The 21,717-nt window shown below is 31.3% G+C and carries 19 protein-coding genes and 1 pseudogene; 10 read left to right on the top strand and 10 right to left on the bottom strand.

Translation table 11 applies throughout. The annotated features are described in order from the left end of the window. Positions 1–10: 10 nt before the first annotated feature. Positions 11–1,075 carry a glycosyltransferase family 2 protein gene (locus tag OTK55_RS07230; protein ID WP_274871510.1) on the bottom strand — a complete coding sequence of 355 codons (1,065 nt, stop codon included), beginning with the start codon at positions 1,073–1,075 and terminating at the stop codon, positions 11–13. Between the two features lie 188 nt (positions 1,076–1,263). Between OTK55_RS07230 and OTK55_RS07225 the strand changes: the two genes are divergently transcribed. Genes OTK55_RS07225 through OTK55_RS07210 form a run of 4 tightly spaced genes read left to right on the top strand, consistent with a single transcriptional unit; the run spans position 1,264 to position 5,863 of the window. After that, positions 1,264–2,046, top strand: coding sequence for an aldolase/citrate lyase family protein (locus tag OTK55_RS07225; protein ID WP_274871509.1), 783 nt, complete (start codon positions 1,264–1,266; stop codon positions 2,044–2,046). A gap of 7 nt (positions 2,047–2,053) precedes the next feature. Next, positions 2,054–3,076 carry a sugar kinase gene (locus tag OTK55_RS07220; protein WP_274871508.1) on the top strand — a complete coding sequence of 341 codons (1,023 nt, stop codon included), beginning with the start codon at positions 2,054–2,056 and terminating at the stop codon, positions 3,074–3,076. 38 nt (positions 3,077–3,114) lie between these two features. Then, positions 3,115–4,935 carry a thiamine pyrophosphate-binding protein gene (locus OTK55_RS07215; protein ID WP_274871507.1) on the top strand — a complete coding sequence of 607 codons (1,821 nt, stop codon included), beginning with the start codon at positions 3,115–3,117 and terminating at the stop codon, positions 4,933–4,935. Positions 4,936–4,957: 22 nt separating this feature from the next. Beyond that, on the top strand, positions 4,958–5,863 hold the full coding sequence (locus tag OTK55_RS07210; protein WP_274871506.1) for an NAD-dependent epimerase/dehydratase family protein: 906 nt from the start codon (positions 4,958–4,960) through the stop codon (positions 5,861–5,863). A gap of 28 nt (positions 5,864–5,891) precedes the next feature. On the opposite strand, the gene rfbH is transcribed toward OTK55_RS07210, so the two are convergent. The 3 genes from rfbH to rfbF are packed head-to-tail and all read right to left on the bottom strand — an operon-like array spanning position 5,892 to position 9,107. Further along, positions 5,892–7,280, bottom strand: a complete 1,389-nt coding sequence (gene rfbH, locus OTK55_RS07205) for a lipopolysaccharide biosynthesis protein RfbH (RefSeq protein WP_274871505.1) — start codon at positions 7,278–7,280, stop codon at positions 5,892–5,894. Continuing rightward, positions 7,234–8,349 (bottom strand): CDP-glucose 4,6-dehydratase, encoded by a 1,116-nt coding sequence (gene rfbG / locus OTK55_RS07200; RefSeq protein WP_274871504.1) that lies wholly within the window; start codon positions 8,347–8,349, stop codon positions 7,234–7,236. The genes rfbH and rfbG overlap by 47 nt, the downstream gene beginning before the upstream one ends. Continuing rightward, positions 8,328–9,107 (bottom strand): glucose-1-phosphate cytidylyltransferase, encoded by a 780-nt coding sequence (gene rfbF, locus OTK55_RS07195; protein ID WP_274871502.1) that lies wholly within the window; start codon positions 9,105–9,107, stop codon positions 8,328–8,330. The genes rfbG and rfbF overlap by 22 nt, the downstream gene beginning before the upstream one ends. A gap of 221 nt (positions 9,108–9,328) precedes the next feature. On the opposite strand from rfbF, the gene rfbC reads away from it, so the two are divergent. Next, a complete protein-coding gene (gene rfbC, locus OTK55_RS07190) occupies positions 9,329–9,886 on the top strand; it encodes a dTDP-4-dehydrorhamnose 3,5-epimerase (RefSeq protein WP_274871501.1) in 558 nt (185 codons plus the stop codon). A gap of 146 nt (positions 9,887–10,032) precedes the next feature. Here the strand turns inward: rfbC and OTK55_RS07185 are convergent, their stop codons facing one another. From OTK55_RS07185 to OTK55_RS07175, 3 genes are all read right to left on the bottom strand, one after another. Next, positions 10,033–10,518 (bottom strand): flavin reductase family protein, encoded by a 486-nt coding sequence (locus OTK55_RS07185; RefSeq protein ID WP_274871500.1) that lies wholly within the window; start codon positions 10,516–10,518, stop codon positions 10,033–10,035. A gap of 20 nt (positions 10,519–10,538) precedes the next feature. Then, positions 10,539–11,021: a flavin reductase family protein gene (locus tag OTK55_RS07180; protein ID WP_274871498.1), complete on the bottom strand. Its 483-nt coding sequence runs from the start codon at positions 11,019–11,021 to the stop codon at positions 10,539–10,541. Between the two features lie 260 nt (positions 11,022–11,281). Next, positions 11,282–12,712 carry a glutamate--cysteine ligase gene (locus OTK55_RS07175; protein ID WP_274871497.1) on the bottom strand — a complete coding sequence of 477 codons (1,431 nt, stop codon included), beginning with the start codon at positions 12,710–12,712 and terminating at the stop codon, positions 11,282–11,284. Positions 12,713–12,845: 133 nt separating this feature from the next. Between OTK55_RS07175 and OTK55_RS07170 the strand changes: the two genes are divergently transcribed. After that, positions 12,846–13,784 carry a DUF1848 domain-containing protein gene (locus OTK55_RS07170; protein WP_274871496.1) on the top strand — a complete coding sequence of 313 codons (939 nt, stop codon included), beginning with the start codon at positions 12,846–12,848 and terminating at the stop codon, positions 13,782–13,784. A gap of 69 nt (positions 13,785–13,853) precedes the next feature. Here the strand turns inward: OTK55_RS07170 and OTK55_RS07165 are convergent, their stop codons facing one another. Beyond that, positions 13,854–14,252, bottom strand: a complete 399-nt coding sequence (locus OTK55_RS07165) for a transcriptional regulator (RefSeq protein ID WP_274871494.1) — start codon at positions 14,250–14,252, stop codon at positions 13,854–13,856. Positions 14,253–14,607: 355 nt separating this feature from the next. Here OTK55_RS07165 and OTK55_RS07160 point away from each other — a divergent pair, with 355 nt between their 5' ends. Together OTK55_RS07160 and pheT are read left to right on the top strand one after the other, a co-directional pair. Continuing rightward, positions 14,608–14,961 (top strand): hypothetical protein, encoded by a 354-nt coding sequence (locus OTK55_RS07160; protein ID WP_274871492.1) that lies wholly within the window; start codon positions 14,608–14,610, stop codon positions 14,959–14,961. 122 nt (positions 14,962–15,083) lie between these two features. Further along, entirely contained in the window at positions 15,084–16,763 is a 1,680-nt protein-coding gene (pheT, locus tag OTK55_RS07155) for a phenylalanine--tRNA ligase subunit beta (RefSeq protein WP_274871490.1), read from the top strand. A gap of 60 nt (positions 16,764–16,823) precedes the next feature. On the opposite strand, the gene OTK55_RS07150 is transcribed toward pheT, so the two are convergent. Beyond that, the gene (locus OTK55_RS07150; RefSeq protein ID WP_274871488.1) at positions 16,824–19,448 is read right to left on the bottom strand and encodes a CDP-glycerol glycerophosphotransferase family protein; all 2,625 of its coding nucleotides are present in this window, start codon (positions 19,446–19,448) and stop codon (positions 16,824–16,826) included. A gap of 183 nt (positions 19,449–19,631) precedes the next feature. After that, a pseudogene (locus OTK55_RS07145) lies at positions 19,632–19,837 on the bottom strand (histone family protein). A 193-nt stretch (positions 19,838–20,030) separates the two neighbouring features. Between OTK55_RS07145 and OTK55_RS07140 the strand changes: the two are divergent. Together OTK55_RS07140 and OTK55_RS07135 are read left to right on the top strand one after the other, a co-directional pair. Beyond that, positions 20,031–21,185 (top strand): aldo/keto reductase, encoded by a 1,155-nt coding sequence (locus OTK55_RS07140; RefSeq protein WP_274871487.1) that lies wholly within the window; start codon positions 20,031–20,033, stop codon positions 21,183–21,185. Position 21,186: 1 nt separating this feature from the next. Beyond that, complete coding sequence (locus OTK55_RS07135) at positions 21,187–21,450, top strand: hypothetical protein (RefSeq protein WP_274871486.1); 264 nt, start codon at positions 21,187–21,189, stop codon at positions 21,448–21,450. The last annotated feature ends 267 nt before the right edge of the window (positions 21,451–21,717 follow it).

The following is a 21,717-nucleotide window of genomic DNA, read 5'->3' as shown; positions in this document are numbered from 1 at the left end:
CTAACATTTTCTACTTGTTTTTTAATTTTTCCTGTTCTCTGTTATACATTGGTTCATATAATCGTTTATATATTCCACTAGGAACTACATAAACCAGTAATAATAATAATGATATGAAAAATCCCTTAATCCATCCGCTATGTTTATATAATACTGCTATTAGTGATATGAGATTATTTTTAATGTCAGGTCGACCTGTGGCTTTATCTACCATTACAGCAACAGGTAATACTATCAGGTAATTGTTTGTGGTTAGTGAATGATTATCCAGATTTTGATAACAAATCTTTCTATACTTTGAATCTTTTATCATTAATGCTGAGTTTAGCCATCCGTCATAGAACTTGGTGAATGTGTACGTGAATGAATCATTCTGTGGATTTTCACGTTGAATAACAAGATCTCTTTCTGATTTATATATGAAATAATTATTTTCAACTGCCTTATTAATTAACACGAAGTGCGGGAAGAAGTTTGGAATATTATCATATCCATGTATCATTGCTTCAGTATCATAAATACTTGTTCTGTAGATGTATCCAGAGATGAATGCCATGTCCATGAAGAAGTTTCCCTGCATTATGTCAATTAATTCCTGTGTGTATATTTCACGGGTGCTTGTCTTATCAGTTCCTTCAATTTTATTCTTCTTGTCTAGTAATTGATTTAATGATTCGTCTGACGGATTTTCTGGTGTTGTCGGTAGCATTGGTGAGCATATATCTATGATATCATATTTTTTAGATTCAATGGCTTCTATCACATCATCTGTAACTGTGAAATCATAATCATCATTATCTCCTACAATCCATGTGTAATAGGATGTGGATGTTTCAACAGCTCGTAGTATATTAGCATTTCCCCCGATATTAATGTTATGACGTTTTATTATCATGTTTGGAAATTTACCTACGTATTTTTTACATATTTCCTGGGTGTTATCTGGTGAGCAATTATCTAGTATTGTTATTTTACAGTTTTTGAATGGGCTATCTAATAATTGTTCTAATGTTTTATCTAAATAGGAATCTCTGTTGTATGTGATTAGTATTAATTCTAATAGGTCTTCTAACATTATTATCGTTCCATTTTTTTATTAATATTTATATTTAGAATAATTATTTATTAATTTTTGTTTAATAAAATTAAAAATTAAGTTAATTTTAATAAATTCAGTGGTAATATATATTATTATAAGAATTTTTATTCTATTTTTAGAATAATCTTTCATTTTTAATATTTGAATAACGGTGGAGTGTTTTCATGAATGATACAGAGAAACAAATGATTGAAATATTGAAGACATTAAAGAAAGATTACGGAGTAATAGCAGTAAAATCTGAATTTGAAACAGAAGGATCAAGAAAAGATGAACTAACAAAACTACGCGACATCATATCCAAATCAGGCTTAAAAATGTACATCAAAATAGGAGGATGTGAAGCCGTACGTGATTTAGACGATTGTAAAATATTTGGAGCAGACGGAATAATGGCACCAATGATAGAAACAGCATTCGCAGCTTCAAAATTCAGAGGAGCATTTAACAAAGTATTCCCCTCAAAATCCGATGGAACAATAGACAAAATAATAAATCTAGAAACAATCACAGCATACAACAATATGGATGACATATTCAAAGAAAACCAGGATTTTCTAAACACAGTAGTAATTGGAAGAAGTGACTTCTCAAAATCATGCAACATACCAAAATTAGATATTAACGGTAAACAAATGATGGAATATTGTACAAACATAATTGACAAATCAAATGATTACGGATTTAACTCAGCATTCGGAGGAACAATATCAGTAAAAAGTATAGATTTCATCAAAGAACTAGAAGATAAAATAGATAGATTTGAAACAAGAAAAATAGTATTTGACATAGAAAAACTCAACGGAAATTACTCAGAAGCAATTGACACAGCAATAACATTCGAATACCTATACCTGAAAAACAAGCTAAACTATTACCAGTCAATAGTAGATGAAGACAAACAAAGATTCGATGACCTTAAAAGCAGAGTTGATGTAGAATTATAGTGATTATATGAATAAAGTAGTGACATTTGGAGAAATAATGCTAAGATTATCCCCCGAGGGCTATTACAGATTTCTCCAAGCAAATAAATTTGATGTAAATTATGGTGGAAGCGAAGCAAACGTAGCTATCTCATTAGCTAATTATGGAATAAACTCAGTATTCATAACAAAAATACCGTCTAATGAAATAGGACAAGCCGCTATAAACACATTAAGACAATACAATGTAGATACAAATAGTATAGTACGTGGAGGAGAACGTCTGGGAATATACTACATGGAAAAAGGTGCAAGTCAAAGACCATCCAAAGTAATATATGACAGAGCATACTCCTCAATATCACAGGCAAAACCAACTGATTTTAACTGGGATGAAATATTTAACGATGCAGAATGGTTCCATTTCTCAGGAATAACGCCAGCATTAAGCAAGCAATTATCCCAGATATGTATCACCGCATGTAAAAAAGCAAAACAACATAACGTCACAGTAAGCTGTGACCTTAATTACCGTTCAAAACTATGGACAACTACAGAGGCAAATAAGATAATGACAGAAATCATGCCATACGTAGATGTATGCATAGCTAACGAGGAAGATATAGATAAAGTATTTGGAATAAAAGCTGAAAATACTGACGTAGAAAAAGGAAAAATAAACTATCAGGGATATGAAAGTGTAGCAAAACAGATACATGATAAATTTGGCTGTAAAATAGTAGCATGCACACTAAGAACATCCATATCAGCAAGTGATAATAAATTCACATCAATACTATATGACGGTGCAAAAATATATCAGCCAAAAGAATACTCCATTCACATAGTAGACCGTGTAGGTGGAGGAGATAGTTTTGCAGCAGGATTAATCTACGGAATCCTACAGAAAATGTCACTACAGGATTCACTAGAATTTGCAACGGCGGCAAGCTGTTTAAAACATTCCATTGAAGGAGACTTTAACATAGTCACAGTTGAAGAAGTAGAAAATCTTAGTAAAGGTAATGGTACAGGAAGAGTACAAAGATAACAAAACAATATAATAATATAATATTTCAGAGGCAAAAGATGAAGATAAGAGTAGCAGATTACATAGCACAATTTTTAGTAGAACATGATATAACCACCTTATTCACAGTTGTAGGTGGAGGTGCGATGCATCTGAATGATGGATTTGGACATAATAAAGACCTACACTGTATACACAATCATCATGAACAAGCATGTACAATCGCAGCTGAAGGCTACTATAGAATGTCAAACAAATTACCGGCAGTATGTGTAACAACAGGACCCGGAGGAACTAATGCAATAACAGGCGTACTGGGAGCCTATCTGGATTCCATACCAATGCTAGTAATATCAGGACAGGTAAAATATGAGATGACAGTAGCTAGCACAGGATTAGACCTAAGACAATTAGGGGACCAGGAATGGGACATAGTATCCACAGTAGATTCAATGACAAAATATGCGGAAATGGTGACTGACCCTAACAAGATAAAATACTGCCTTGAAAAAGCATTATATTTGGCAATGATAGGCAGGCCAGGACCATGCTGGATAGATGTGCCATTAGATATACAGGGAGCAATAATAGATACTGATGACCTTATCAGCTTTAATCCGGATGAATTGGAGTTAGACCTTGGTAAACCAGTGACAGATGAAGTATTACAGAAGGTAATAGATAAAATCATAGAAGCAAAAAGACCAGTAATTTATGCTGGAAGTGCTATAAGAACTAACAGTGCTTATGATGAGTTTATTAGTGTAGTTGAGAAATTAAATATTCCAGTGGTAAATGCATGGAATGCAACTGATTCACTAGAATATGAAAATGAGTTAACTGTTGGATGTGGTGGTTCATTTGGAGATAGACCTGCAAACTTTGCAGTTCAAAACAGTGATCTCGTATTTTCACTAGGATGTAGACTTAGTACTAGACAAGTATCATTTGCTTATGACAGCTGGGCAAGAGAAGCTTATAAGATAATGGTAGAAATAGATCCGAATGAAATCAAAAAACCAACATTAACAATAGATATGCCTATACAATCAGACATTAAGGAATTCTTAACAAAACTAAACAAATACCTTGATGATAATTATCATGATTATACCTTTGACTACTCTGACTGGGTAAAACAGTGTAATGTATGGAAATATAAATATCCAGTATGTGATAATTCAAAATATGAACAGAGAGAAAAAATCAACGTCTATGCATTTCTAGATACCTTGTCTGAAAATATGAAAGAGAATGATAAAATAGTTGCAGGAAATGGAGCTGCATGTGCATGTATCCATGGATATAAGCTTAAGAAAGGTCAGAGATTAGTAGTTAATTCCGGAGTAGCATCAATGGGCTATGATTTACCAGCAGCTATTGGAGCATGTCTGGGTGTTGAGGAGAATATAATATGTGTATGTGGTGATGGAAGTATTCAGATGAATATCCAGGAACTAGAAACAATTGCACATCTTAACTTGCCAATCAAGATATTTATAATAAATAATGAAGGATATCAGTCAATACGAATTACACAACGTTCCTTCTTTGAAAAACCATTTGTAGGAATAGGACCTGATAGCGGTGACATAAGCTTCCCTGAAATGAAGAAGATTGCTTATGCATTTGACATACCATATATTAGCTCTGATTCATTAGATACTTTAAGTGACGTGATTAAAGCTACATTAGAGGCAAGCACTCCTATGATTTGTGAGGTATTTGTTGATACAGAACAATCATTTGAACCAAAATCTGCATCTAAAAAGTTACCTGACGGTAAAATGGTATCTGCACCGCTTGAAGATATGAAACCATTCCTTGATAGAAAAGAATTAGAGGAAAACATGTACATCGACTTATTAAAAAATGAGTAAGATGGTGGGGGGGTGGCAGTATATGAAAATAGTCATCACAGGTTCAACAGGAATGATAGGATTAGCATTGATTAATTTATTGAAAAATGAAAATATTGTATATGCTATCACACGTCCTAATTCAGATAAGATAAAATATATTCCACAGCACTCTAACGTTAAAATCATAGAATGTGATTTAAATAATCTAAGTAGCCTGGAAGATAAGATAGAACAGGCAGATATATTCTTCCACCTAGGATGGAGGGGAACCTATGGAAATTATCGTAATGACATCTATTCACAGATAGATAATATAAAAATTACCATGGATGCAGTGAAACTAGCATCACTATTAGGATGTAAATCCTTTGTAGGTACAGGTTCCCAGGCAGAATATGGTAATCATAATGAAACCTTAACAGAGGACACTAGTATTAATCCAGTAACACCATACGGAATAGCCAAATATACTTCTGGAAAATTAAGCAGATTATATGCTGATGAATTAAATATCAAGCATTGCTGGACTAGAATCTTAAGTGTATATGGACCAGGAGATAAAAAAACTCTCATAGGGTCCTGTATTAATGCAATATTAAATAATCAGCCATTTGACACAACTAATGGTGACCAGGTATGGGATTATATATACTCAGGGGATTGTGCAAAGGCACTGTATGAAATAGCAATAAATGGAGTTAATAATCAAACATATATAATATGCTCTGGTAAAAAAAGAAGGTTAAAGGATTATCTGATCGATTTAAAAGATTGTATTAATCCTGATTATGAATTAGGATTTGGAAAAAGAGATTATAATCCTAATCAAGTAATGTATCTTACGGGTGATATATCAAAGTTAGAAGAGGATACTAACTTTAGAATAGAAACATCCTTCAAGGAAGGAATTAAAAAGACAGTGGAATGGTTTAAAGAAAATAATTAACCATTACCATAATTAACTATCTATTTTTTTATTGATTTATGGCTTCTTTTATACATTTAATCATGTAATCTAGTTTTTCATTTGTCATACCAGGATATACTCCAATCCAGAAGGTATCTTTCATTATTTTATCAGTATTTTCAAGATTACCTATAACACGATATTTACTATCATCGCCACGTATCTGGTCAAAACATGGATGTTTAATAAGATTACCCGCAAATAACATTCTTGTCTGAACACCATGAGTTTCGAGATATTGAACAATATCATTCCTGTTTAAGTTATCCTTGACAGTAATCATAAATCCGAACCAGCTAGGATCTGAATTAGGCTCTTTCTCTGGAAGTATTAGTTTATCATCTAAATCCTTCAATCCCTCATATAACATTTTGAAATTCTGTTTTCTTCTCTCAACAAATGATGGGAATTTATCTAGCTGTGCACATCCTACAGCCGCCTGCATATCAGTAGCCTTTAAATTATATCCAAAGTGAGAGTAAACATATTTATGGTCATATCCAACAGGTAACTCACCATATTTCTGTGTAAATCTATTTCCACAGAAGTTATCCTGGCCAGGTGCACACTGACAATCTCTACCCCAATCCCTGAAGGACCTTACAATTCTATTAAGAAGGGGATTATTAGTATAAATAGCACCACCCTCACCAGTAGTCATATGATGTGGTGGATAAAAACTACTAGTACCAATATCACCTACTGTACCTGTAAGTTTTGTTTTACCATCAATTGTATAAGTACTGCCAAGAGCATCACAGTTATCCTCAATTAACCATAAATTATACTTCTTACATATTTTCACAATTTTTTCCAGATTAAATGGATTACCAAGAGTATGTGCAACCATTATAGCCTTTGTCTTATCAGTTATGGCCTCTTCCACTTGTTCAGCATCAATATTATACTGTGGAATAGTAACATCAACAAATACTGGTACAGCACCATACTGTATAATAGGAGCTACTGTTGTAGGAAATCCTGCAGCTACCGTTATCACTTCATCACCAGGTTTTACCTGACGTTCCTCCAGTAATGGTGAAGTTAATGACATGAATGCAAGAAGATTAGCTGATGATCCAGAGTTTACAAAGGAACAATAGGTAACACCAAGATATTCTGCTAATTTTTTCTCAAATTCCTCAGTATATCTTCCAGAGGTTAACCAAAACTCAAGAGCACTATCTACTAGATTCATAACTTCATCATGATCATAAACCCTTGAAGCATAAGATATCCTATCTCCCTGCTTGAATGGCTTTTCCTGGTTATGATATCTGTCAGTATATTCCTTTACTAATTCCAGTATTTTTTTCCGTGCTTCTCCTTCTGTTTTATTTTCAAATATTTTAATTACCTCCATGTAATTCTTGACAGTATTCATGCATTTGTTCATGAGTTACTTCTAATAAGTTATCATTATTATAATAAGCTTTTGTCCATTTCACTGTTTTCTCTATCGCTTTTTCTATATTCCATACAGGCTTCCAGTTAAATACTTCTTTAATTTTATTGTTATCAAGTTTCAGGAACTTAGCTTCATGAGGTCCGTCATCTGATTTGTTGACCCATTTAACTTTAAAATCATTATCCTTGTTATAGTACTTACAGAATAAATCTGCTAATTCACCAGTAGTAATACAATCACTGGTATCTGGCCCAATATTATAGTAACCTGCATACTTACTGTTATTGTATTGTTCTTTCATTATTGTTAAATAGATAAATATTGGCTCTAAAACGTGCTGATATGGCCTGATAGAGTATGGATTTCTGATGATTATATCTTCTTTTCTACCAACTGCTCTCACACAGTCTGGAATGATTCTATCATTAGCAAAATCACCACCACCAATAACATTACCTGCACGGGCTGTCGAACAAGCTATACCTATATCTTTGAAGAATGAATTGTTATATGAGTGTGTAACAAGTTCTGAGCATGATTTACTATTAGAATATGGGTCATAGCCATCTAATTTATCATCTTCCACATATCCTTCATCTTTTTCCACATTTTCGTAAACCTTATCTGTGGTAACATTCAGAAATGATTTTACACTACCAGTTTGTCTTATGCATTCACAGATATTGACAGTACCCATGACATTTGTCTGATATGTGTATAATGGGTCTTTGTAGCTATCTCTGACGATTGGCTGAGCTGCCATGTGAATAACAATTTCCGGTTCATATTCATTGAAGACCTTTTTCAGATTGTCAATATCCCGTATGTCTCCTATTATAGATGTTATTCTTGAATTAAGATCTAATAAATTATAAAGATTAGGTTCTGTAGGTGGATTAAGGGAGTAACCCACTACATCTGCATCCATATTAGCCAGGCATTCTGAAATCCAGGAGCCTTTAAATCCTGTGTGACCTGTAACTAATACTTTTTTATCTTTATAAAATTCATGCATTATATCACCATAATACTGATTTATTCCTTCCATATATACCATGGAGCTTTATCTTCTTGCCATAGTTTTTCCAGTGCGTCATGGTCTCTTTTTGTATCCATACATTTCCAGAATCCATGATGTTTGTATGATTTTAGTTCACCATCATGTGCTAGATTTTCCAGTGGATCTTTTTCAAATACTGTTGTGTCATCCTTTATGTAGTCTATTACTTCTGGCTGCATTACCATGAATCCACCATTTATCCATCCACCATCTTCTTTTGTTTTCTCGGAGAATTGTGTGATTGTCTCGTCTTCGTCTATTGTCAGTACTCCGAATCGTCCTGCCAGGTTCACTGCGGTTATTGTTGCTAGTTTTCCATGTTTTTTATGGAATTCCAGTAGGTCCTGCAAGTTTACGTCACATACCCCGTCTCCATATGTTAGCATGAATGGTTCATCATCTGGTAAATATTCTCTTATTCTTTTTATTCTACCACCAGTCATGGTATTTAATCCTGTGTCTACTAGTGTGACTTTCCATGGTTCTGAGTAATTGTTGTGTACTGTCATTTCATTTTTTGATAAATCGAATGTAACGTCTGATGTGTGTAGATAGTAATCTGCGAAGAATTCCTTAATCATATGTCCCTTGTATCCTAAACATATGATGAATTCATTGAATCCGTAGTATGAATATATTTTCATAATATGCCAAAGTATAGGTTTTTCACCAATTTCAATCATCGGTTTAGGTTTTAAATGTGATTCCTCTGATATTCTTGTTCCGAATCCTCCAGCTAGAATAACAACTTTCATCATAACACCTCTCTTTGTTGTTTTATCTTATGATTAATTCGTTAAGTAATATTAATCTATATTTAATAATATATTAATATTTAATTAAAAAAAATAAAGAATACTTTAATAAAAGAGTTAACTATCACTTATTAACCATACAATTAAAATTGTACTAATAAGAAGTATAACACAAAAATGATAAAACATATAATAACCAAAAATATGAGGAACAGATAATTATGGCACAATTCACATTTAACAAAACATCAATTGAAGGAGTATACATAATTGAAAACCAGGTATTTGGTGATGAAAGAGGATACTTCATGGAAACATACCAAAAAGACCTATTTGACGAGGCAGGACTAGAATTTAACTTTGTGCAGGACAACCAGTCACGCTCAAAGAAAGGAGTACTCAGAGGACTACACTTCCAATACACACAACCACAAGGAAAACTGGTAAGAGTAATAAAAGGAGAAGTATTTGATGTAGCAGTAGACCTCCGAAAAGATTCCCCAACATATGGAAAATGGGAAGGAGTAATCCTATCAGAGGAAAACAAAAAACAATTCTACATCCCTGAAGGCTTCGCACACGGATTTTTAGTATTATCCGATATAGCAGAATTCACATACAAATGTACAGATTTCTATAACCCTGGAGATGAAGGCGGAATTAAATGGGATGACCCAGAAATAGGAATCGAATGGCCTATGGATGATATTGATGAATTGATATTATCAGAAAAAGACCAGAAATGGAAAACACTAGCAGAAACAGAAACAGATTTCTAAACAGAATATAATATACATATACTGTTAAAAGTTAATGTATTAAAATAACCACCCTACTTTTTTTTCATTTAAAGTATTATAAAATTAGGATGTATTTATAATCTAGATAAAAGAAGTTAAAAAAAAGGTTATATGATGGGGAGAAATTATAATAAGTCTATTTTATCCCACTGAATTATACCCTCTTCGAGGTATTCCTCATCACAGTGTACTTTCTCTACTTTACCAATGAATAATTCATGAGTACCATTCTCTGGTTTTACGGAAGTAACAACAGTACATTCAAAGTTAACAGGACAGTCTGTTAAAATAGGTGCATCTACAACATCACCATCAGCAGTGTTAATATTTGCTAGTTTATCTTCATCTCTGCGTGATACTGTTCCAAGATACTTGAATTCATCAGCAAAGTCTTTGCCAGGTATGTTAACTACAAATTTTCCTGTATCTTTTATCATATGATATGAGTATCTTGTTGGTACAATTCCTACCATTACCATTGCTGGTTCTAGACTTGCATTGGATGCAAATCCTACTGCTAATGCATTATCTACATCATCTTTACGGCAGGATATGATTGTGTTAGGTTTTGGTTCAATTCTTGATTTATCAATTATAGCATCTTTTTTCATTTTATTTTCCTCCAGTAATGTTATAATAGATTTATTTTATCCCAGTTTACTGTTCCGTCATCGTTTAAGTATTCTTCATCACAGTGTACTTTTTCTACTTTTCCTATGAATAAGTCATGACTACCTGGTGAGTATATATCTGTTAATGTGCATTCATAGTTGATTGGACAGTCACTGAGTATTGGTGAATCAACGATATCTGCTTTTTCTGTGTTAATCTTTTCCAGTTTATCTTCATCAAATCCGGATGCACTGCCTAGGTAGCTGAATTCTTCCTGGTAGTCTTTTGTTGGTAGGTTTACTACGAAGTTTTTTGTTTCTCTTATTACCTTGTTTGAGTAACGGGATGGTCTTACTGCTACCATTATTAGTAGTGGATCTGTTCCCGCGTTTGATATGAATCCTATTGCTAGTGCATTTTCTTTTCCATCTTTGCTTTTACAGGATACTAGTGCGTTTGGCATTGGTCTTATCCAGTTTGAGTCGTTTATATCTTTTTTCATTTTATCTTTTTCTCCGTTGTATTGTATTTAATTTTTTTTGTAAGTGTAATATAATATTGTTATATATTAATTATCTATTGAATTGTAGTTATTTATTTTTTTCATAATATGAATTCTAATAAAAATAGAGTGTTGTATGTACATGGATTATTTATAATTTCTTATTTTATAGTTAGAGACTTGTTTATTTAAAAGTAGTAGTATCTATTATAGAATATTTTACTATAATTATTCGGATAATTGATGGTTAAAAGAAGTATTTACTGGGAGGATATGTATTTGAATCTTCCAGGTAATGCTTTGACATATGTTTCTTTTAGGTTTTTATTATTTCTTATATATTCCTCGTCAATCATGTCAATACTTGTTTCCTTATTATTTTTAGCTATTGATATCTGACTGTTTATAAATCCCTTGTTCTGTATAATATTTACTAATTCTTTTCCATGAGTTTTTGAGAAATCATTTATTTTTACCTCAGCCATATTAATTAGTTCTTCTTTCTGTAGGTTTAACTCTTTATTCATTTCCTTCATTTCATTGACTATTTCTTGTCCCCATTCTTTCAGATTTGTTTCCTGGCCATTTTTTAGTAGTACTGTATGTGGATTATATCCCTGCTCTGCTATTTTTTCTTCATTGTATACTCCTTCTTCCTGCCATTTATCATATTCTGTTTCTTCTTTAATTAAGAGATATATTATAAATAGATGTAGGAATTGCATGTCTTTTTTAGATATTCCACATTTATCGAATGAGTTAATATCTACAGTTCTTATTTCAATGTATAGTATACCATCATCTCTTAATGATTGTATCATGTTGTTTTTATCTTTTGGTTTTAGTCTGATTTGAGTGTATAATTCCTTGGCTTCTGATAGTTTTCCATTATCTATAAATCTGTTTACATCATCAAGGAAGTTTTTCACTGTATCATAGCGTGGGTAGAGGTGTTCTATGTTTTTATATCCGCTTGTACCATTTCTGAATGATGGTCCTTTTGTACTGTAGTATCCGTCGTTTCCGTCTTCCTTTTCTAGTAGACTGAGACATTGTTTGGTGAATGTTTTATGTGCTCCTACTGAGCATCCTGTTAGGTATATTATTAGCCATCTGTATCTCAGGTAGTTTCTTGTTATTTTCAGGTATAATTGGTCTTTGAATTCACGGTAGGTGTAGTTGTGTGTCGTGTTTTTGTATAGTTTTTCTATTGTTTCTTCTTTGAATGAGAAGTTGTAGTGTATACCGGATATTAGTTGTTTTTTTGTTCCATATTTTTTTGATAGTTGTTTTCTGTATTCTTCTGCCTGTTTTCCTGCTTTGTTGGTTTTATCGTATTTTGCTATCGGTATTTCTTCTGGTGGTGGTAGTATGCATGGCAGTGAGTTGTTCCATATGTATTCATCGTCGGGTATGTTTGTGTTTACTATGTCTACTAGGAAGGATATATTGTAGTATGCCTTGTCTATTGTGTCGTATGTTGGTGTGACTATTTCTACTTGGCTTTCTGAGAAATCTGTTGTTATGTATGGGTTTTCGAGTTTTTTTCCGAATATTTGTGGATGAGGTGGTGTTGCTAGTTTTCCTTCTTTGGTTATACGTAGTCCCTCTTTTTCTAATCCAAAGTTTCCTGCTAATATCTCTTGTGGAGTTAATGTTTTTTGCAGAGTTTTCGTTGTAAATAGTGTCATAATATTTTATTAGTTTTTAGTTCTTATTAAATATTTTTAACATTGTTATAAAATTATTGATATAATAGAAAATAACATTTATAAAAAAATATAACAAAACAATTAATAACCGAGAAAAACAGCTGGTCAAAACATGATATATAACGTAAGTATAAGAACAGACATAGTAAACTACTACACGCCATGGCTACTTAATAGACTGAAAGAGGGATATGTTTACTCAAGAAATCCATACGACAAGCACCAAGTATCAAAGTTTGACCTAAGACCAGAACAAGTTGATGCAATGATATTCTGCTCAAAAAACTACAAACCACTCCTGGACCACATAGACAAGATAAACAAAAATTATAATATACTATGTCAGTACACTATCACAGCCTATGGAAAAGACGTAGAGCCCAACGTACCAAGCATAGATGAAAGCATAGAAACATTAACAGAATTATCAGAGATAATAGGAAAAGAAAGGATAGCATGGAGATATGATCCAATACTAATAACAGACAACTATACAATAGATGACCACCTGGAGACATTTGAATATATTGCCTCAGAAATAAACAATTATATTAATTATTCAATCTTTAGTTTTGTTGACATGTACAGGAAAGTAAAAATAAACATGCCAGAGATAATACCATTTACAAGGGAAGATACTCAATATATAATAAAGCACTTAGGAAAAATAGCAAATAAGTACAGTATACCTATACAAACCTGTTTAATTAATGAAGATTTAACTAAGTATGGAATCAGAAATAGTGCATGTGTAACAACAAAGATACTAGAAGAGGCTAATAACATAAAATTCAGAAAAATTAAGCATACCGGACTAAGAGACGGCTGCAGATGTGTTCCAACACATGACTTTGGAGCATATAATACCTGTCCTAATCAATGTAAATACTGTTATGCTAACAGAAATCAGAGATTAGCAAAAAATAACTATAAATTACATAATCCAGAGTCACCACTCTTGTTAGGTAAAATCACAGAAAAAGATAAGATAACACAATCCAAGAATAAACGTTTACTACTAAGAGATTCTAAACAAACTGTATTATTCTAGTATAAAAAAAAATGATTTCATAAAATTTTTAATTTTTAAAAAAAAGAAAATACTGAAAATTTATTAAGATTATTCTCTTAATTCATCTGCAGTTCTATTGGATAAGCTACCCATACATACATTACAGTGTTCAGGAATGTTAACTTTTTCTTTATGTAATTGACATAAAACTTCCTGTGTTTTGATGGTTTTACATACATGACAGAATCTTGGTATTAAGTCTATAGGTTGTAGATCACCATTTTTCATGTCTTTTGCCATGTCTTTAATGTATTGTTCTACTTCTGGTGCGAAATCTATTTCATGTCCACGTTTGTCACTGATGTATTGTGATACAGCTGGCTGGGTAATATCTAATAACTCAGAAATGTCTTTTTGTTTCATTCCTAAATTTAATAGTTCTTTAGCTAATTTTGATCTTATTGATGGTATAACATACCATACGACTATTTCACATGGTGGTTTCATGATTATTTCCTCCTATTTTATTACTTATTAATTAATTTCGTTTTAATTAAAAATATTTTTTTATTATTTTATTTATTTAATTATTCTTTTTCTTATTTAATAATTATAATATAGTTCTATGATATATATAAATTTCACATTGTTAAAGAACATATGATGACTTAATTATTTAGAAAAGTATATCGTTATTTTCACATATAGTCATAAATTAATAAAAATAGTATAGTAAGTTTATCAGTAAACAAACAAAAAGATTAGAAAAAAATAATAAGAAAAGAAATACATATAAATAAATATAATATAAAAGTTGAACAAATAAAATGTATAAATTTTTAACAACTTTTTGGTGAAATCAATGAACATAGAATGGTTTTATATAGCAATAGTACTAGCTTGTTCCGATGAACTCCACGGAATAATATGGCACACATTCTCAGATTTCTATATTATCTTTGGAGAAATGGTATACAACATAGTACAATCATCATTCATAACATGGATAACACACGAAGTATTAGAAGCAATATTTCATGTAATAATACTAACACTAGTATTCCAGTCACCAACAATAGGAATACTGGCAGGAGCAATACACCTAGTAATAGACTTATACCACAACTACTTTAACCTAGAGATGACGTGGCTCCAACACAGATCACTACACTTTGTGATAGAATCAATATTCTTTATGATAATACTAGCAATGTAAAAGAAAACACTTGATTCCACACAAAAATAAAAAATAAATTTAATTTTTTTTCACATAAACTTCTTAAAATAATTATAATACAATTTCACAACTAAAAAAATAAAACAAAGGATGATAATAAAATGCCTGTAATAAATTTTACATATGAAGAATTATACAAACAATTAGGAGAAGAATTACCAAAAGACGAACTAATAAACATACTACCAATGATATCAAGTGATGTAGAATCATACGATGATACCGAAGTCAAGGCAGAATTCTTCCCAAACCGTCCAGACAACTATAGTATCGAAGGAATAGTAAGATCACTAAAAGGATACCTGAACCTAGAAAAAGGAATACCAGAATACAACGTACAAGAATCAGATAACACAATAACAGTAGACCCTGAACTAGAAAACATCAGACCATACGTTGCAAGTTGCATAATAAGAAATGTAGAAATAGACGATGCAGAACTAGTCAACATAATGGAATTCCAGGAACACCTACACTGGGTAATAGGAAGAGACAGAAAAAAAGTAGCAATAGGAATCCACGACTTCGATAAAGTAGAAGGACCATTTTATTACAAAGCAGGAAATCCAGATGAAGTAAAATTTATCCCATTAGAATCAACAGAAAACCTAACCTTAAACGAAATACTAGAAAAACATGCTAAAGGAGAAAAATATGCAAAACTCCTAAAAGACTTTGACAAATACCCATTAATAGTCGATGGAAAAGGAAACATAATGTCAATGCCACCAATCATAAACAGTGACCTAACAAAACTAACAACAGACACAAAAAACCTATTCATAGATGTGACAGGAACAGACCTAACAGCAGTAACAAACTCACTAAACATAATAGCAGCAAACCTATCAGAAAACGGAGCAACAATAGAAACAATAGAAGTAAACTATCCATACAGGGACAACATAACATACCCACAATTTGAACCAAAAATAATAGATGTACATACTAAAACAGCAGAAGAATACATAGGAATAGATCTAACATCAGATAAAATAGTAGAAACACTAGAAAGAACCAGATTCAATGCAGAGAAAATAGATGAAAACACAGTAAGAGTAACAGTGCCAAGATACAGGATAGACATACTACACGAAGTAGACATAATAGAAAACATAGCACTAGGATACGGATTCAATGAATTACCAGCTGAACTACCAGACTTTGCAACCATAGCAAATCCAGACCCTAAAAGACAGTTTGACCAAATAATAGAACAAGTAATGATAGGATTATCATTCACAGAAATAAAAAGCTTAATGTTAACAAGTGAAGAACAACACTACACAAAACTAAGAAAAGAAGTGGAAGAAGACAGAGTAACAGTAGCACAGCCAATCACACAAGACAGAACAATGATAAGAAAATCATTAATAAATAGTCTACTGGAATTTTTAGAGGATAACAAACACGAGGAATTACCACAGAAAATATTCGAGATAGGTGATGTTGCATACCTGGACCCAGAACAGGAAACACAAATGGTCACAGTTAAAAAACTTGCAGCAGCACAGATATCATCCGAGGCAAACTTTACAACAATAAAATCAATAGTAGAATCATTTGTAGCTAACATGGGATTTGAAATGGAATTAGCTGACTCTGATAATCCAACATTCATACAGGGCAGATGTGCAGAATTCACAACAAAACCATTAAATGATAACACACCATTCACATTCAAGGGATACTTTGGAGAAATACATCCGGAAGTATTAACAAACTTTGAATTAGAATATCCTGTCATAGCATTTGAAGTGGAATTTGCTAAAAATGAATAAAAAAAAGATTTTTGGAGAACATTAAATTATTCTCCCTTTTATTTCAATACTTATTTTTTTTCAATGTTTTAAGAGCCATTTGTAGACTCTCATACAATTACTGGAATCATGATACTTGAAGAATGCATCTACTCTAGATTTATATTCATCCTCCATAATACAATCATTACTAAGATACTTTTCTATTATACTTATTAACTTATTCTCTGTTACACATACTTCTCCAAAGCCCATAGTATCATAGTTATAATAACCTCCCCTGTAATGATAATCCTTTATCGGATGGTAATATATAACAGGCTTTTTAAGGTATGCAAAATCAAAGAAGACAGAGGAATAATCAGTGATTAACAGAGAACTTTTCATGAATAATTCCTGATATGATTCATTCCTGGAAACGATTATATAATCAGGTATATTTAGCAGGTCAACATACTCCTCTAGTAGTGGATGAGCTTTAAACACTAACCTATAACCAGTTTCCTTGATAGTATTCTCTAACTGTTTACTAGATAAGACCTCCTGTATCATCTCATAATAACCGGAGTTAATGAATTTCTCGGCACTGTTAATATTATTTCTCCATGTGGGTGCAAATAGAACTATTTTCTCAGGCTGACTTGTAAGTGAGTCATATCTAGGAAATCCTAGCACTTGCACTACATTTTCATCATAATTATAGTTTTCCCTTAGGAATGCGTCACGTTCTAATGTGGATACTGTTGTTAACAGTGATACATTTTTCTTATATTTATTAGTGTATTCTGATAGATTATCCTTAGTAACGCCATGCTGTAAGAATATCTTATCCGGTCTGGCTATTCCCCTGTATAACTGGTTATTCTTATCATAGAATGGATTTGTATGAAAATCATTCACATATGAACTAATATTTTTCTTGGCAAACAAGTATAATAATTCATGTTTTAATGACTGAAAACATATTATATTATCATATTTATCATTTAATTTGGTATAATCTCTGCATTCATTGCTGATTACAAAGTATTTACTGATATTATCTTCTGCACTGTTACAGTACTCAAATAGGTATTTTGCATTATCATCAGCAGAGTCTGATCTATCCATGAATAACCATATTTTCTTATTATTCATGTATGGATAAAGAATCAGGTACAGTAGGTGTAATTTCAATGCATGCATGTATCCTTTCTTTTTTTCATGTAATATCTTCATCAATGATTTAGCTTCATATTTAATCATTTTATGGAATGAATATTTTTCTACCTGTAACTTGTTATCCTTGAATGATAATATTTTATCATCTCTTACATGGTATGGTGTAGACATGGATATTGATGCTGATCCACCAAAGCTTATAAGAGGTTTATATACAATTCTTTCTCCCCCATGTTTTAACACAATTTCCAAGGTATATGTAGCATTAACATTTTTTTCTAATGGAATTTTAAATACAAAGTTTTTGATATATTTCCATGTTATCGAGATATGCTGTATATTACTACGTTCAGGACTATCATATGTAATGTATTCAGGATTATACTCATGACTGTCACTCTTTGTATTGACGATGAGCTTTACATCTATTCGCTGGTTGTTAAAACTTGATGAATAGCAGCCTTCAATATCAAGCACGTCATCCTTTATCTCTGCAATGTCTATTATAATCTTGTTATTACTTAACCTGTCTATGTCATAATCCTTAATTTTAATGACTGCATCATTACTGCTAGTTGTGATGATTGTGTTTTCATCCTTGTTTATGAGGTATAACAGAAATGTTTTATTTTCACTTGTAATATTAGGATTGTTTATAATATATTGCTCATTTATAAAGCTTAAAAGATATTCTAGCTTATTCCAGAACAGCTTTTTTTCTTTATTATTTAACATGTCAAGTGTGTGTATTCTGATTATGTTCTGTAATTCATATGTTATTAGATAGGATATGTATGGAAAACTATTCTTATTATCACGGACTATGTTTAATAGTTTAATAAGATAATTATCCATGTAATCTAGTATATTCTCAACGTGCGGGTTATTAATTGTATTTGCATAGTATTTATCAGTGCTTAGAACACCATACTTCAATCGTTTTAATATTATTTGATTAATTACTGTAGAACCTGGTAGTTGTTCATGATTATTCTCTGAGTATACACTTAATAGCACATCTTTTTTGATAAATGTAGATTTAATATAGGTTAATGGATTGTTAGGCTTATTTACAAGGTTAATAACATTACTAGTACTGAATTTATAGTTTAAGTTATCAGGAACGTGTTTATCAGTCGTGTATACGGGTATTGATACTAAATCTATTTCATCGAAGTATTCTTCCAGATAGTTATAAGTATTCTCTAGTGTGGTGCTTGTTATATAATCTCCACAGTTAATTAATGAGACGTATTTTCCCTTTATTAATTCTGATTTATTAGTTATATAATTAGCTGAGTCCTTGAGGTGAATAACAGTGATATTTTCAGGATATCTTCTAATATGTTCATCTATATTTATGGGAGTTTTATAGGTATCAATTAATAATATTACTTGGATATTGTTTTTGAAGTCCATTGTTTGGTTAATTATTGATGTAATTGTATTATCTAAGTAGATATCACAGGATATTTTAATGAATATCGTGAATTTAAATATGTTATCTGTTATTTTCCCGTGTGTAGTTTGTGATTTTCCTGACAAAATGGATAACTCCTTATTTATTTAGAAGATTCTTTTTAGTTTAATTAGTTTGTATTTATGTTGGATAATTTTTCATTATAAAAAAGAGTAATTTTATTCCCAATACATGTCGTGGATATTGGGAAATAATTATATGTTTTTATTAGATTATCTTAGAAAAAGATATAGTTATTCTATGTGAAATTATTTATTATCAATTACAAATTTAATGTCGTTTGCCTTAACAGTTTTTCTATTTGCATGTTTTGCATATTTAACTGCTTCACCGCCGACATCTTCCCTAATTGTTCTAATACTTTTGCTAGTTCTTCTACTGCCTCGTCACTAATTCGTGTAGCACCTGCATTTTTAAGAATTCTTTTTAGGGGTGCTAATGGTAATTCTGTCATATTATTTCACCTCAGATTATCATATATTATATATTTCATTTCTATATATACCTTTTTTTCTTATAAATCTTATAGGGACTATATCCTAAATGTAATAATGTTTAAAAAAAGTGTGTATTTATTTCATATTATCGAAAAATTTATAACAATAAATCATTAAATATTTAGTATATTAATATCAAATATAATATTTATGAAATATAGAACACTTGGAAAAACAGGTATATCAGCATCAATTCTAGGATTCGGTGCTATGAGGTTACCCTTATTAGATGAAAATCCTGAACACGTCGATATAAAACAAACAGAACAAATGATAGAGTATGCAGTTAAACATGGAGTAAACATGTTTGACACAGCATGGGTTTATCATACAACTGACAGATCAAAACCAGGTGTAAGTGAATCAATACTTGGTGATATATTAAGCTCAGGATTCTATGATAAAGTACACGTTTCAACCAAAATGCCATCATGGGAAATAAAAAGCTGGGAATACTTTGATAAAACATTAGATGAACAATTAAAACGATTAAAAACAGATCAGATAGAACTATTTTTCGTACACTCCATAAAAGACTCATTCTATGATAATATTAAAGAAGGAGGATTATACGAATTTGTAGACAGAGCCCTAAGTGATGGCAGAATAAAACATGCATGTTTCTCAACACATGGATCTAATGAATTATTAAATCAAATACTAGATGATTATGACAAATGGGAATGCACACTAACCCAACTAAATTATCTGGATGAAAATGATAATACAGGACTGCAAGGAATAAAAACACTTGACAATAAAGGCATAGGCACAATGATTATGGAACCACTCCGGGGTGGAAAACTAGCAAATAATCAGCCTAAACCAGTTCAGGAAATATTCCACAAATCCAAGAGAAACTATAAACCAATAGAATGGGCATTTAACTATCTATGGAACAAACCAGAAATAGACTGTGTACTAAGTGGTATGAGTAACCTAAACCAAGTAAAAGAAAACATAGCATTAGTAGATAATGCAGAAATAGGCATGCTAGACAATGAAGATAAACAAGTGCTAATAGATGTAAAAGAAGAATACGATAAACTAATAAGTATTCCATGTACAGCCTGTAACTATTGTATGCCCTGCCCATTTGGCGTAAATATACCTAAGTGTTTTAGAGAATACAACATGGACATGCTAGGAGATGAAACAATAAACTCAGTACAATACAGATTTCATATGCATGAAGACAAAAAAGCCCATAACTGTGTAGGATGCGGAAAATGCATAGAATCATGTCCTCAATCAATAAATATTCCTGAAAAATTAAAAATAGTAGAAGAACATTTTGGTGAATAATATGACTGAAGAGATTAAAGTAATAGATATACTACCACGAATGCTATCAGCCGACGTAGCAGCAATAGAATTATTTAAGGAAATAAACAAAATAAGTGATAATGATATAATACTAGACTTTAAAGGCATAGACTTTATGAGCATATCATTTGCACAAGAATACAGTTCACAGAAAAAAGAATGCACAAAAAACGTAACAGAAAAAAATCTATTAAAACAAGATGCAGAACTAATAAAAATATCAAAAAATCTATTCGATGACTAAAAATACTATAATAAAATAACTTTTCTATTTACACTCTTTTTTTTAATGATTGGTTAGTACTAAATAGTATTTATAAAACCTCTATCAACATTATAATAACTTATAGAACGAAAAATTATCTTTACTTTTTATCATATGTATTAAAACACTTGAAAAAGGCATATACAAAGCTATTATTTATAAAACATATATTAAATAAATTAAAATAAAAATTATTTATAGAATAAATAATAAAAGTAAAAAATATCAAATATAAACAAAGTATAG

It is taken from the genome of Candidatus Methanosphaera massiliense (assembly GCF_028890305.1).
GTDB lineage: Archaea > Methanobacteriota > Methanobacteria > Methanobacteriales > Methanobacteriaceae > Methanosphaera > Methanosphaera massiliense.
The sequence above is the reverse complement of the archived record's forward strand: the minus strand, read 5'-3'. Positions and strand labels throughout refer to the sequence as shown.